This is a genomic window from Primorskyibacter flagellatus (assembly GCF_900176485.1).
Taxonomy (GTDB): Bacteria; Pseudomonadota; Alphaproteobacteria; order Rhodobacterales; family Rhodobacteraceae; genus Primorskyibacter; species Primorskyibacter flagellatus.
In genome coordinates, this window is sequence record NZ_FWYD01000012.1 from 17,853 (window position 1) to 30,930 (window position 13,078).

Here is a 13,078-nt window from a genome sequence, read left to right on the forward strand (position 1 = left end):
TCAGATATCCATTTGCGGGCCAAGGTGGGTATCGCCGCGCGCCACCACGCGCCACAGAGAATGCGCCAGTCGCGCCGCGCTTAGCGCGCCGGACAGGATGATCGCGGCATACAGAACGCCTTGCGGCCATTCCGTCGCGCTCAGGATTTTACCACGGTCAAAAGCCTGCTGCGTGATGACCACGCCCAGCCAGCACACCGCAACCGAGTAAATCAGAAATATCAGTTCGGCCAACGCGAACACCCAGCGCCGCATGCCGTCGGGCAGCATGTCCAAGATCACCGTCACCCGCATGTGTCGACGTTCGCGGATTGCATAGCTGACGCCGAAATAGATCATGTAGACGAAACAGAACCGCGCCAGCTCGTTCGCCACGGAAACCGAGGTGGAGAAGGCGAAGCGCGCTATCACATCCGCGAAAACAGCAATGATGATGGCACCCAGCATGGACACGATGACCACGGGTTCGAACCATTTTTCCAACGCACGCATGCGCCTTCTCCTTTGTTTTAAAATATTATTTACTGATTGCCGCCATGAAGGTGTCATAGAAGTCATCGCCGACCTTGGCGCGGATGTCGGCTTCGCTCGCACCGTTCATCGTGTCGCCCAGCTTTTTCTTGTCCTCGGCTGGCAATTCGTTGATGGCAAGGCCCTCTTCCTTGAGCCGGTCAAGCGTTTCGGCGTTCGCCTTGGCGGTCAGTTCGCGCTGTTTGTCCACCGTCTCGGCGGCGACTTCCATCAGCAGTGCCTGTTCGTCCTCGGTCAGCCCTTCGAACCAGTTCAGGTCGGCCATCCACAGTTCGGGCCAGTAGATGTGCCCGGTCAGTGACACATAGTCCTGCACCTCGAAGAAGCGTTCGATGACCATCGAGGACAGCGCGCTTTCCTGACCGTCGATCAAGCCCTGTTGCAGCGACGAATAAATTTCGCCCCAGGCCAGAGGCAGCGGCACCGCACCGACCGACCGCCATGCCTTGATCGCGATGGGGTTGTCTGCCGACCGCATCCGCAGGCCTTCGAACGACTCGAAACTGTCCAGCGGGGCGCGGCTGTTGGTAAAGCTGCGGAAGCCCAGTTCCATGAAGCCCATGTTCTTAAGACCGCGCTTTTCCATCGCCTCGGAAATCGCGTCGCCGGCCTCGCCGTCCAACAACGTCCGGGCCTGCTCTTCGTCTTCGAACAGCAGGAACTGGTCCAGAACGGCCAGCTCGTCGACTGTCGCGCTAAGCAGGACCGACGCGCCGGTGGTCATCGAGATATTGCCCGACTGGACCAGCTCGGTGACTTCCTTGACGCTGCCAAGTTGCCCGCCTGGGAACAGTTCGACCGTCATTTCACCGTCCGAGCGCTCCTGAATCTGGTCCTGAAAATAGACCAGTGCCTGATGGATGGGCGAAGATTCGGGTGTCGCATGGGCGATGCGAACCGTGGTTTCGGCATGCGCCGCCACAGCCGTGGCCAGCGAAAAGCCCAATCCTAGAATTACACGCTTGTTCATCTGCATTTTCCTCTCTGCATGAAGTGTGGGTTTGTTAGCCCTTGACCGCCCCGGCCGTCAGGCCGCTTACGATCTGCCGTTGGAACACCATGACCAGAAGGAATAGCGGCGCGGTGATTGACACGGCCGCCGCGATTGCCTCGACCTGATCGGTGGTGGTGGTTTCACGGTTGAAGTAGCCTGCAATTGCAGGAACCATCGTCTGGTTTTGCGCGTCCAGCAGCAAGGACGTCACAAGGAAGTCGTTATATCCCAGCAGAAAGCTGAACAGGCCGGTGGTGATGACGCCGGGCCACATGACCGGCATGATGACGCGCCGGAACGCTTGGAAATGCGAACACCCATCGACGCGCGCGGCCTCGTCCAGCTCCATTGGGATGTTCTGGAAAAAGCTGCGCAGCATCCAGATCGTGAAGGGCTGATTGATCGCGACCAGCACCGCGATCACCGCATAGGGTTTGCCATAAAGCGTCGGGGCCGCATCGCCAAAGATCGGGCGCAGGAATTCGGCGGAATTGATAAAGACGGGCAGATAGCCCGCAACCAGCACCGAATGCGGCAGCGCACGGAAGATCAGCGCGAGGATCAGCAGCCAGAAGGCCAGGTTTGATCCGGACCGCGCCAGACCGTAGCCCGCCAGCGTGCCCACGGTCAGCGACACCGTCACAACACCGCCGGTGACAACCAGCGAATTGATGAAGTTGCGGTAGAATTCGTTTTCGACCCAGACCGACACATAATGCTGCACGGTCAACCCGATAAACGGATCGCCAAGCGGCCCGGTAATTGCGTTCACACCCTGTAGCAACCAGGGAAGGATGCTGAAGAAGACCACGATGAAAGCCAGTGCAAAGCCGAGAACCGCGATGACCCAACCCAGGATCACCGAACCGGGCTTGGTGAATTTCGCGACCATCTCGGGCAGGTGCCGAAAGGCAAAGCGGAAGCTCAGCCACAAGACACCCAGTCCCAGAATGACATCCATGATGCTGAGGCCGTCACCTTCGGCAAGGGTCACCGGACCGAAGACCACATCAAGCGGGTTGGAGGCGAAGGCGTCGACCGGGCTCTTGAAGCTCATCACCAGGATCCAGAAGATCGGGAAGGCAGCGATGAGACACCAGAAGATCAGGAAGCCGGCGGATCCGTACCGCAGAGCGGCGGATTGGCGAAGGGCCTTGGGTGTGGACATATCAGTGGCTCCCCTTGTGGTCGCGCCAGGTGCGCTTGAGCGGATAGATCAGCAGGATCACGATCCCGACCATGGTCAGCATGGCTGTTGCCGATGCGCGGCTGATCGCGCGGTTCCCGGCATCGTCCGGCGTCAGGAAATCATAGGTCAGCCATTGCAGCGAGATGACGTGGCTTTGGCTGGAGAATGCGACGATCTCTTCGAAGACACGGTAGCAATCCATCAGGTGGATCAGGGCGATGAAAACGATCAGCGGCATCAGATGTGGCACGATCACGAAGCGCAGACGCTCCCAGCGGTTGGCACCGTCGATGATGGCGCTTTCCAGCGTGTCTTGGTTGACCGTCTGAAGCCCGGCATAGAAGATCACGAAGGCGAATGGTGCGACGTGCCAGACGCGGTAGAACATCATCATCGCCTCGATCGTCCAGGCCTGCGCGAACATCGAGATGTTGGTCCCCGTCCACCATTCCATCGCCGCGGTCAGAATGCCGTCGCCGATGAAAAGCCAGCGGATCGAAAGACCGCCGATCACCGGCGTGATGATAAAGGGCAGCAGCGATATGAAGATCACCGGACCGCGCAGCGATTTGACTGCATTGTTCACCGCAAGCGCGATCCCCAACCCGACCACCAGCACCAGCGGCAGCGTCAGCAGGGTGAATGTAAGCGTGAACCGGAGAGCCTTCCAGAAGTCGATATTCATCAATTCAGACCAACTGCCATTGCCAATGGCAGCCTTGACCCGATCCAATTCCAACACGTTTCGATAGCTTTCCAAGCCGGAAAACCGGGTTTCGCTGATCATCTTGCCGTCGTCGCCGATGACCGGCTGGCTTTTGACTTCGGTCACGCAGGTTGGGTTCGGAAATCCGGGTGTGCAGCTTTCAATCTCAACCTGTTCGAATACTGGCTGGGTGACATAGAAGCTTTGCATGAAGACGCTAACCAAGGGAAACGCGATGAAGACCAGCATCATCACAAGGGATGGGCCGACAAATGCTGCGAATGTCTTGAATTTCATGCTGTTACCCTCATTTAGGTGTCGTCCTGTCCGGGTTCGCCAAAGACCAGTGCGCGGACTGTTCTTTGAGAAAGCCGGTGCTGGGTCGGGGCGGCACCGACGGCACCGCCCGCAATCTCGTTACGCTTAATTCGAAATCAGACCCGCCTCTTTCGCGGAAACCAGGTAGTCATCCTCGATTGCCTTGAGCGTGGTTTCTGCGTCCGCAGATCCGGTGAGGAACCGGCTGACATTGTTGCCCGCAGCGGTATGCATCAGGCCCATGGCCGAGGTCGAGGGATAGGACGCGGCCGGCGGCTGCGCCTGAAGTGTCTCGATCGCGCCCTCTGCCAATCGCGTCGGCTCGTAACCGGGGATCAGCCAGATCGCGGCTTCATTGTTTGCCGTGACCATTTCGGTATCCATGCCCTCAACGATCAGCTGGAAGGCGGCTTCGGCCTCTTCATCGGTGATGTTCTTGGCGATGACAGCACCATCCCACCAGATCGTGGTCGCAGGTGCCCCACCTTCAAGCGTCCGCGGTGCAGCCGTGCTGTTCACCAGACCGACGACCTGGCTTTCGGCCTCATCATCCGATGCCCCTGCCCGGCTCGCCCAAAGGTTCGCCATGGCGATCTTGCTCTGCTGGAACTGCTGCTGAACATAGGTGGAGTCTGATACCAGATATTCCGGGTCCATGAATTCGGTCATCGCTTGCATGGTTTCAAGCGCCTTGACGCCGGCCTCGGTATTGACCGTCGGCATGTTGTCGTCATCCACCAGAGCGCCGCCATAGCCGTAGAACATGTTGATGAAATCCAGCGCCAGATTCCAACCCGACTTCATCGTGGCACCCAGCGGATAATCTACCGCGCCCGCTTCCTGAATCTTCGCCGCGGCTTCCAACACCTCGTCCCATGTTTGGGGTACGGGAATTTGAAGCTCTTCAAGAATGTCCCGGCGGTATTGCAGGTTCTGCGTGTTCACCATCATCGCGATCGCCATCACCTTGCCGTCAATGCGGATCAACTGATTTGGCGAAAGATGTTGGCCGTATTTTTCAACCAGGTCATCCAGTGGGCGGATCGTGCCTTCGTTCAGCAATGGCGTGATGGTCCCATTTGAAACGCCACCGATCTGATAGAGCGCGGGCGTGGCGGCAAAGGCGGCAGGCTGCTTGGTGCGGAATTCCTGATCAAGTTCGGCGTTGAAATTGCCGCATTCGCCCATGGCATCGGCCACGGCTTTCCAGGCTTCAAAGCCCGCTGCAAGCATGCTGATAGGTGTCTTGTTTTCATAGGCGCAACTGGCATAGCCGCCGGTTGCTGCAACCGATACCGCCCCTGCCAGAATAAGTGTTTTGAAATTCATTCGGTTTTTCCTCCTGTTGATTGCGACGGGCTTGGCTTGCTACGCCGCTATTTCTGTCGTTCGCCCACCCCTACCGGGCCAGCCTTGCGCCAGTTTTTGTATTGAATAGATGGCAGATTTCCGCCGGCACAGAGAACGAAACCGGATCACCGATTTCAGCTCGAAAGTCCTTGTGCGCCTTGACCGATACAAGCTGTCCACCCGCACGCAACGTCAGCATGACCGCGTCACCCAACAGTTCGATCGTGTAGAGTGGTCCGCTGATTTGCCCGGACGTGCCCTCGGACACTTCGGCGTCCTCGGCCCGAAAGCCCAGCGTCGCCGGACCGTCAACAGCACTCAGGCCGGAAATAGAGGCATTGCGGCCGCTGAACGTCCCCCCTTGATGTCACCTTCCATAAGGTTCATCGCCGGGGATCCGATAAAGCTGGCAACGAATGTATTGGCCGGATTATCGTAAATGTCAGTCGGCGTGCCAACTTGCTGGACCACACCGGCCTTCATGACCACAACGCGATCTGCGAGCGTCATCGCCTCAATCTGGTCATGCGTCACATAAACCGTCGTTACCTTCAGTTCATGGCTGAGATTTTTGATCTGGGCCCGCGTCGATACACGCAACTTGGCGTCAAGATTGGAAAGCGGCTCGTCCATCAGAAACACCGATGGCTTGCGTACGATGGCGCGGGCCAAGGCCACACGCTGACGCTGACCGCCCGACAGTTCGGCAGGCTTGCGATGTAGGAAATCCGTCAACTCGACCATTTCGGCGGCCTTCAGAACCCGTTCGTCATGGGTGGCCGGGTCGGCCTTGCGGACCCTCAGTGGAAAGCGGATGTTTTCATAGACGTTGAGATGCGGATACAGACCGTAGGACTGGAACACCATCGCCACGTCGCGGTCCTTGGGATCGAGATCGTTGACCATGCGATCACCGATCCAGATCTCGCCGCCGCTTGCTTCTTCCAGACCGGCGATCATTCTCATCGTTGTGGTCTTGCCACAGCCTGACGGCCCCAACAGAACAAGAAACTCCTGATCAGCGATGGTTAAATCAAAGTCATCGACGCCAACGAAAGACCCCCAGCGTTTGGAAATGTTCTTGAGTTGAATTTCAGCCATGCGTCGCCCCGATCCACCAAGATTGCATACGTTTGCAACAATAGTAGACGTAACGTAAGTTATTTGGCAAGAATTTTTTGCAAACGTATGCAACACCGTGCAAGAGGCAATTTTGTTTGTTGATAACTTGTTGATATAACTGAGTTAGTGAACTTATCTCAATCCGATATTTTTCGACCGTGAGCCTTCTTTGGTAACTTGTCGCCGTCAATCCTCTGAGAATCGCCGAAACGTTCGCGACCATCACGACAGGCTAAACTCGTAGGATGGGGGTTGTGAATCGGCATGCAAAATTGATCCACTTGGGTGAGTTATGAGCGCGTAAAATTGACCCACCTGCTTTCGTTAACGTCCGCACAGAAAGTGCGGAAGAAAAAGCAGGTGTTATTGATGGAAAGCGTGTCGAAGATCCGACTGTGGGTATTGGTTGAAGGGCGCAGCGTCCGGTCCTTTGCGCGGGCGACGGGATTTTCGCGGGGCACGATCAAGAAGGATCTGAAGGTTGAGGGCCGGCCGAGCAATCAGCGTCAGGCCCCGCCGGTTCAGCACAAACGGTGCAACGGAGTTTGATGTTCGGTTTCAGGATCTGTTCGATCAGGTTCAGAAGCGGTCGCGCCAAGAGCGGCGGACGTCCCAGATGCTCTATGAGCAGCTCGTGGTGGAAGGCTACACCGTTGCCCATTTGTCGGTTCAGCGATTTGTCCGCGATCTGAAGCGGGCCGGTACCGGCTTAGGCGAGGCTTTTATCCCACTTCAATTTACTGCCGGTGACGCTCTTCAGTTTGAAGGGGGCAAAGAGAGGGTTGTCCTGTGAGGCGTAGGACCGAAAATCAAGGCCGCTCATTTCTGCCTGTGTCACAGCCGCAAGCCCTTCGTCGTCGCCTATGGCGAAGTTCAGGAGATGGTTCTGGATGCTTTTGTGCCGACGCTGTCTTTCTACAGCGGCGTTCCGCGTTGGGTGATCATCGGCAACCCCACGACCAGCGTGACTATGTCTCCCGCTTCAAGGACCGCATCTTCCTTTCGCAGTTTCCAGCCCGTCCCCCAAGTCCGGCGGCGCATTGCTGTTCCATCTGATCAGCAAGCTCTACGAGAAGACCAGCGTCATCATTACCACCAATCTGGGGTTCGGAGAGTGGGTATCGGTCTTCGGCGATGCCAAAATGACAACCGCCCTTCTGGGTCGCCTAACCCATCTTTGTGAGAACTCCGGCCAAGTTGTTCAATGTCCTATCCTGGCACATGCGATCCCGTCGGGAGGGGGCATCCAAGCAATCAACAAAGCCATGCCGCCGCTGCATGCGCACAATCCTATGCTGCTAGTCTGTTTTCCCGAATAACAATGAATATGCCGCTCACCACAATCACAGCTGCCCCCACGAGCGTCCACACTTCAGGGGTGTCACCCCAAATCAACCAGCCGAATAAGGATGCCCAGATCAGCGCGGTATAGTCGAACGGCGCCACCACCGCTGCGGGTGCAAAGCGAAAGGCCTGACCAATCAATGTGATCCCTAGCGTGCCGAACACAGCCAACGCTAAAAGAAGGGGCAGATCGACGAGATGTACTGGCGCCCATACCATGACGGCAAAGGGCACCGCATAGAGCATGGGAAAGAGCATCACGAAAAACATCATCGTCCACATACTCTCGCGGGGACCAAGAAACCGCGCACTGAGCATAAAGAGCGCATAGAGGGCGGCTGTGCCGATCACGTAAAGTGATGCCGCTTGAAAGGTGGCACCGCCGGGCCGCACGATGATCAGGACACCGATGAATCCAATCAGCACCGCCAGCCACCGCCGCCAGCCGACCGTCTCGCCCAAGAGCGGGACCGATAGGGCGGTGATAAAGATAGGGGCCGAAAAGACCAACGCGGTGGCTTCGGCCAGAGCCAAAGACTCGAGCCCCTTGAAGAACAAGTAAGCCCCTGCCAGCATCAGAAAGCCGCGTATTGCATGGACACGTAGGTGGTGTGAGAAAAAACCAGGCCAGCCAATTTTATACATCACCACAGCACCCACCATGGGCAGGGCAATGAGGTTACGCAGAAACACGATCTGTACAGGATCATAGCGCTCAACTAGCAATTTTGCGATGGCGTCATTCATGGAAAGGAAAGCGACACCAGCACATATTGTCAGGATCGCTTGCCGCATGCGACCAGCTTCAATCGCGGTTCTGTTTGTCATCTTTTGCCCGCCCTACCTGGTTCGAAAATGAGGACTAGCAGGCATGCCTTCCTGATACCACGGCGAACCTGTGAGACTGTTATGCGCGCCCGTATCATGCAACTGCAACGAGTCAAGAAAAGCCTGCGGATTTTCAAATCCGAGTGCCACCAGGAAGCGGCCGATTGCAGCGGAACTGGTCTTGTCACGTCCGCCAAAGTAAGCGCCATATGCTCCGCGCACGGATAAATCTGTCACAGCGCCTCAAGTACAGACGGCTCCTTGCCCACGGGGCCGCGCTGCCCCGGCACCGTCCGTTCATCTTGTGCCGGTCACCCCAGCATAAGATGCAGGTGGCCGCGATAGCCGAACCCGACAAAAACGCCACATCTTCAGCGGTGTCGGTCCGCGCAGAGGCGACCCAGGTCGGCATCCGGGGTAGGGAATCAGGGTCGGTGATGCGGGCGATTGTCCTCCCGCGATCTCCTTCTACCATGGCGTTTTTTCCACGATATACTGCGCAAACCGCCTCGCCCCTCCAGTCACAAATATGTCCAATAAGTTCGTATCTTGACCGAAGGGGAGGGCTAAGTAAGTTTTTTGTACGGCTTTGTGCCGTAGGTGTCGCCGTGCCTAGATGGACGGAAGCGCGTTCACCATGGCCGCGAGCACGTCGTCAGCCGGTTTTTTCCACCAATTTTCGGCCGAGAAGATCTCGACCTCGACCAAACCGTCAAAGCCTTCGGCCTCGACCATCTGACGAAAGGAAGGGATGTCGATCACCCCTTCGCCCATCATGCCGCGGTCGGTCAACATGTCCCTCGTCGGGCTCATCCAGTCGCAGACGTGGAAGGCGTGGATGCGCTCCTTGCCCGCGCGCCTGATCTGGGCGGCGATCTCCGGGTCCCACCAGATGTGATAGACATCGAGTGCCACGCCGATGCCGTCACCCAGCTTGTCACAAATATCCAGCGCTTGCCCCGTGGTATTCACGCAGGCGCGGTCGGCGGCATACATCGGGTGCAGCGGTTCGATTCCGATCCTGACACCTTGGGTGCGGGCATATTCCAGCGTTCTCGCCAGCCCCTCGGTGACGATCTCGCGCGCCGCCACGATATCCTTGGAGCCTTCCGGCAGCCCACCGACAACCATGACGAGGGTTTCCGCCCCGATGGCCGCCGCCTCGTCCACGGCGCGCTTGTTGTCGTCGATCACGTTTTGCGTCAGCGCACCCTCGGCGGTGTACCAGCCGCCCCGGCAGAGCCCGGACACGCCCAGCCCCGCCTCGCGTATCAACTTTGCAGCGCGGTCGATGCCGCATTCCTGCAACTTGTCGCGCCAGGGAGAAATACCGCCAATGCCGTGACGCTTGCAGCCCTCAATGCACTCCTCAAGCGTCCATTGCTTCGACACGGTCGCGGTATTCAGCGACAGATCGGCGGCGTTGAGCGTTCTCATGCCCACACCCCCCGTGCCTGAAACACCGGCGTCGCGCGGCGCACCACCTCGTCGGGATCGGTGAAGAGTTGCGCGGCGTTTGCCAGCCGGATCGCCTCGGCCAGGTGCAGGGTCGAGCGGGCGCTCTCCTGGCCGCCGACCATGGTGAAATGATCCTGGTGCCCCATCAGGTAGGCCAGGAAAACCACCCCGGTCTTGTAGAACCGTGTGGGTGCCTTGAAAATGTGTCGGCCCAGCGGAACGGTCGGGTCGAAGACGTCGTGGTATTTCGCTTCGTCGCCTGCGGCCAGCGCATTAAGCGCCCGGCAAGCTGCCCCGGCAATCGGGTCGAAGATGCCCAGGAGCGCGTGGGAATAGCCCTGATCGTCGCCCTTGATCAACTCGGGGTAGCTGAAGTCGTCTCCGGTGTACATCAGCACGCCCTCGGGCAGGCGGCGGCGCATGGCGATCTCCTTCTCGGCCGAGAGCAGCGAGACCTTGATGCCGTCGATCTTGTCGGCATTGTCGGAGATCACCGAAAGGCAGGTTTCCATTGCCGTCATGTGATCGGCATCGCCCCAGTAGCCCGCCAGCGCCGGGTCGAACATCTCGCCCAGCCAGTGCAGGATTGCGGGCTGCGTGAGCCCCGAGAGAACACGACCATAGACCTTCGCGTAGTCCTCCGGCCCCTTCGCCGCCTGCACCAGCGCGCGGCTGGCCATCAGGATCACGCGCGACCCAGTGGCCTCGACCGCCTCGCATTGCATCTCGTAGGCGGCGATCACGTCATCGAGGGTGACCTCCGGGCCGGGGGCAAGGTGATCGGTCCCCGCGCCGCTGGCGATCAGGGCGCCTTCGGGGGCCACGTCCATGCTGCGCTGGATCAGCTCCAGCGACGTGGGCCAGTCCAGCCCCATCCCGCGCTGCGCGGTGTCCATCGCCTCGGCCACGCCGAGGCCCAGCGACCACAGGTGCTGGCGGAAGGCCAGCGTGCGGTCCCAGTCGACCGCGACGCCATCGCCGGGATCGACCTCGGCCAGTGGGTCAGCGACCACATGAGCCGCAGCAAAGGCGGTGCGGGTCCAGTCGCCGCCCGGTGCGGGGACCGGGCCTGCGGTGATTTCGAACGGGGCGGTGCCGCCGCCCGCTGTGGGAAGGATGAGTTGTGCCATGTCCGTCCCCTCAGATGTCCAGCGCCGGCACGTCGAGCCAGCAGCGCTTCTCGGAGCTCTCATAACCCAGCTCCGCCAATTGCACGCCCTTGGCACCCTCTTCCAGAGTGTAGGACCACGGCGCATCTTCGGCCACATGGCGCAGGAATTGCTCCCATTGCACCTTGAAACCGTTGTCGAAATCCTTGTTGTCAGGCACTTCCACCCAATCTTCGAAGAAATTCATCGTCTGCTTCTGGTCGGGGTTCCAGACCGGCTTGGGCGTGTTGACCCGCGCCTGAGAATAACAGGTATGCAGCCCGGCCACGGCGCTGCCATGGGTGCCGTCGATGTGGAAGGTCACGAGGTCGTCGCGCCGCACACGGGTGCACCACGAGCTGTTGAGTTGGGCGATGATGTCGCCTTCCAGCTCAAATGTGGCATAGGCCGCGTCGTCGGCGGTGGCGTCATAACGCTCGCCGTTTTCGTCCCAGCGCTCTGGGATGTGGGTCACGGCAGTGCAGTTCACCGCCTTCACGGGGGCCACGACGTTGTCGAGCACATAGCGCCAGTGGCAGAGCATGTCTGACACCATGCCGCCGCCGTCCTGCTTGCGGTAGTTCCAGGACGGGCGTTGCGCCTCCATCCAGTCGCCCTCGAAAACCCAATAGCCAAACTCGCCGCGCACCGAGAGGATCTTGCCGAAGAAGCCGCTGTCGCGAAGACGCTTGAGCTTCAGGAGGCCGGGCAGGTCCAGCTTGTCATGGACGATGCCATTCTTCACGCCTTTTGCCTTGGCGTGTTTGGCAATGGCGATGGCCTGGTCCAGCCCTTCCGAGACCGGCTTCTCGGAATACACATGCTTGCCCGCGTCGATTGCCTTGCGCAGAAGGCCGGGGCGCATCTGGGTGCTGGCGGCGTCAAAGAAAATCGTGTCGTCGGGATTGGCCAGCGCCGCATCCAGATCGGTCGTGTAGCGCTCGACGCCGTGTTTGGCGGCCAGTTCGGCGATCTTCTTTTCGTTGCGGCCGACGATGATCACATCCGGAACAAGCCGGTCGCCGTTCTTGAGCAGCATGCCGCCCTCGTCGCGGATGGCCAAGACCGAACGGATCAGGTGTTGGTTCATCCCCATGCGTCCGGTGACGCCATGCATGATGATGCCGATGCGTTGTGTGGTCATTGTCTTGCTTCCTTTTTCTTGGGGTCATTCGGGCGCGCGCGGCGCTTGGGTGCCGTTGATCTGCACGGGCGAAGACAGGAAAACGCGATGCTGTTCATGTATCCTCCCGCAAGCTTCCACCTATTAGTCTATAAACTACTAATTAGTAGGTTATGAGAATCGAGTCAATGATCGATGCTTGAGACACCGCGATATTCGGCTCTGCCGGGGTCACTTTTGAATTGTCGGGAGAACCTAGTCGGCGTCCGTCTCGGCCCGCCGCAGGTAACCCACGATCATGTCCGCAGCCTTGTCGGCGTGGACCGTCAACCAGTCTTCCGAGATCGGCGCGCGGAATACCACGCTAAGCGTGTGCATGTTGGAAATCGGGAACCAGCAAACCGAGGCGATAAAGATATAAAGTTCCACCGGATCGATGGAGGAACGGAACTGGCCTGATGTATTACCGCGCCGCAAGATTTCCTCGACACGGCGCAACAGCACCGACTGGATCTCGGTGGCGTCGTCCAGCGTCCGAACGGTTTCGCCCCCCATCAGGTTCTCGGTGTTCAGCATCCGGATGAACCACGGATTGTTCCAGAAGTGGTTCATGGTGAAATGCACCAGCGCACGCACCGCCTCTTCCGGCTCCAGCGTATCGAGCTCCAGCGTCATCTCGCCTTGACGAATCTGCACATAGGCTTCGCGGAGTGCTGCGGCATAAACCGCGTCCTTGTCGCCGAAATAGTCATAGATCATTGGCTTGCTGACACCGGCCCGAGCGGCGATCCGGTCGACACGAGCGCCGGAATGGCCGACCTCGCTGAACTCCTCCAGGGCAGCATTAAGAATGGCGGCCCGGGTCACTTGCGGGTTGCGCTTGCGGTCCTTGCGGATCGGGGTAACTTGCTTGGCCATGCGTCCTCTCGATGGTCGTGCGATCCCCCGCCCCGGGGCTCCCTCCTCC

General features: G+C 59.0%; 13 protein-coding genes and 2 pseudogenes. 3 read left to right on the forward strand and 12 right to left on the reverse strand.

Annotated elements, in window-relative coordinates; translation table 11 throughout:
- The 6 genes and pseudogenes from B8991_RS13870 to B8991_RS13895 form a co-directional block, all read right to left on the reverse strand.
- Positions 1-492 (reverse strand): TRAP transporter small permease, encoded by a 492-nt coding sequence (locus tag B8991_RS13870; RefSeq protein ID WP_084353596.1) that lies wholly within the window; start codon positions 490-492, stop codon positions 1-3.
- A gap of 25 nt (positions 493-517) precedes the next feature.
- Positions 518-1,501 (reverse strand): TRAP transporter substrate-binding protein, encoded by a 984-nt coding sequence (locus B8991_RS13875; protein WP_084353597.1) that lies wholly within the window; start codon positions 1,499-1,501, stop codon positions 518-520.
- Positions 1,502-1,535: 34 nt separating this feature from the next.
- Positions 1,536-2,693 (reverse strand): carbohydrate ABC transporter permease, encoded by a 1,158-nt coding sequence (locus B8991_RS13880; protein ID WP_084353598.1) that lies wholly within the window; start codon positions 2,691-2,693, stop codon positions 1,536-1,538.
- A gap of 1 nt (position 2,694) precedes the next feature.
- On the reverse strand, positions 2,695-3,717 hold the full coding sequence (locus B8991_RS13885; protein WP_084353599.1) for a carbohydrate ABC transporter permease: 1,023 nt from the start codon (positions 3,715-3,717) through the stop codon (positions 2,695-2,697).
- Positions 3,718-3,843: 126 nt separating this feature from the next.
- Positions 3,844-5,067 (reverse strand): ABC transporter substrate-binding protein, encoded by a 1,224-nt coding sequence (locus B8991_RS13890; protein ID WP_084353600.1) that lies wholly within the window; start codon positions 5,065-5,067, stop codon positions 3,844-3,846.
- Positions 5,068-5,137: 70 nt separating this feature from the next.
- Positions 5,138-6,189: pseudogene (locus B8991_RS13895) on the reverse strand (ABC transporter ATP-binding protein).
- A gap of 306 nt (positions 6,190-6,495) precedes the next feature.
- Here B8991_RS13895 and B8991_RS13900 point away from each other — a divergent pair.
- Entirely contained in the window at positions 6,496-6,759 is a 264-nt protein-coding gene (locus tag B8991_RS13900) for a hypothetical protein (RefSeq protein WP_179141497.1), read from the forward strand.
- Between the two features lie 67 nt (positions 6,760-6,826).
- The gene (locus B8991_RS21500; protein WP_179141498.1) at positions 6,827-7,003 is read left to right on the forward strand and encodes a hypothetical protein; all 177 of its coding nucleotides are present in this window, start codon (positions 6,827-6,829) and stop codon (positions 7,001-7,003) included.
- Positions 7,004-7,125: 122 nt separating this feature from the next.
- On the opposite strand, the gene B8991_RS22175 is transcribed toward B8991_RS21500, so the two are convergent.
- Positions 7,126-7,251 carry a hypothetical protein gene (locus tag B8991_RS22175; RefSeq protein ID WP_268876744.1) on the reverse strand — a complete coding sequence of 42 codons (126 nt, stop codon included), beginning with the start codon at positions 7,249-7,251 and terminating at the stop codon, positions 7,126-7,128.
- Here B8991_RS22175 and B8991_RS22320 point away from each other — a divergent pair.
- Positions 7,227-7,391 (forward strand): annotated as a pseudogene (locus B8991_RS22320) (ATP-binding protein); the annotation flags it as partial. The gene B8991_RS22175 and the pseudogene B8991_RS22320 overlap by 25 nt on opposite strands.
- A 109-nt stretch (positions 7,392-7,500) precedes the next feature.
- Here the strand turns inward: B8991_RS22320 and B8991_RS13910 are convergent.
- The 5 genes from B8991_RS13910 to B8991_RS13935 form a co-directional block, all read right to left on the reverse strand.
- Entirely contained in the window at positions 7,501-8,382 is an 882-nt protein-coding gene (locus tag B8991_RS13910) for a DMT family transporter (protein ID WP_084353602.1), read from the reverse strand.
- Between the two features lie 612 nt (positions 8,383-8,994).
- Positions 8,995-9,819: a sugar phosphate isomerase/epimerase family protein gene (locus tag B8991_RS13920; protein ID WP_084353604.1), complete on the reverse strand. Its 825-nt coding sequence runs from the start codon at positions 9,817-9,819 to the stop codon at positions 8,995-8,997.
- A complete protein-coding gene (locus B8991_RS13925; RefSeq protein WP_084353605.1) occupies positions 9,816-10,970 on the reverse strand; it encodes a dihydrodipicolinate synthase family protein in 1,155 nt (384 codons plus the stop codon). Before B8991_RS13925 ends, B8991_RS13920 begins: the two co-directional genes overlap by 4 nt.
- Positions 10,971-10,980: 10 nt before the next feature.
- A complete protein-coding gene (locus tag B8991_RS13930) occupies positions 10,981-12,132 on the reverse strand; it encodes a Gfo/Idh/MocA family protein (RefSeq protein ID WP_084353606.1) in 1,152 nt (383 codons plus the stop codon).
- Positions 12,133-12,366: 234 nt separating this feature from the next.
- Complete coding sequence (locus tag B8991_RS13935; protein ID WP_084353607.1) at positions 12,367-13,029, reverse strand: TetR/AcrR family transcriptional regulator; 663 nt, start codon at positions 13,027-13,029, stop codon at positions 12,367-12,369.
- Positions 13,030-13,078: the final 49 nt, after the last annotated feature.

What these genes read in the sequence shown, in the direction of transcription:
- B8991_RS21500 (WP_179141498.1), top strand. Translation starts at nt 6,827, where the DNA reads ATGCTCTATGAGCAGCTCGTGGTGGAAGGCTACACCGTTGCCCATTTG.
- B8991_RS13930 (WP_084353606.1), bottom strand. Translation starts at nt 12,132, where the DNA reads ATGACCACACAACGCATCGGCATCATCATGCATGGCGTCACCGGACGC.
- B8991_RS13920 (WP_084353604.1), bottom strand. Translation starts at nt 9,819, where the DNA reads ATGAGAACGCTCAACGCCGCCGATCTGTCGCTGAATACCGCGACCGTG.
- B8991_RS13880 (WP_084353598.1), bottom strand. Translation starts at nt 2,693, where the DNA reads ATGTCCACACCCAAGGCCCTTCGCCAATCCGCCGCTCTGCGGTACGGA.
- B8991_RS13925 (WP_084353605.1), bottom strand. Translation starts at nt 10,970, where the DNA reads ATGGCACAACTCATCCTTCCCACAGCGGGCGGCGGCACCGCCCCGTTC.
- B8991_RS13885 (WP_084353599.1), bottom strand. Translation starts at nt 3,717, where the DNA reads ATGAAATTCAAGACATTCGCAGCATTTGTCGGCCCATCCCTTGTGATG.
- B8991_RS13890 (WP_084353600.1), bottom strand. Translation starts at nt 5,067, where the DNA reads ATGAATTTCAAAACACTTATTCTGGCAGGGGCGGTATCGGTTGCAGCA.
- B8991_RS13935 (WP_084353607.1), bottom strand. Translation starts at nt 13,029, where the DNA reads ATGGCCAAGCAAGTTACCCCGATCCGCAAGGACCGCAAGCGCAACCCG.
- B8991_RS22175 (WP_268876744.1), bottom strand. Translation starts at nt 7,251, where the DNA reads ATGCGCCGCCGGACTTGGGGGACGGGCTGGAAACTGCGAAAGGAAGAT.
- B8991_RS13910 (WP_084353602.1), bottom strand. Translation starts at nt 8,382, where the DNA reads ATGACAAACAGAACCGCGATTGAAGCTGGTCGCATGCGGCAAGCGATC.
- B8991_RS13870 (WP_084353596.1), bottom strand. Translation starts at nt 492, where the DNA reads ATGCGTGCGTTGGAAAAATGGTTCGAACCCGTGGTCATCGTGTCCATG.
- B8991_RS13875 (WP_084353597.1), bottom strand. Translation starts at nt 1,501, where the DNA reads ATGAACAAGCGTGTAATTCTAGGATTGGGCTTTTCGCTGGCCACGGCT.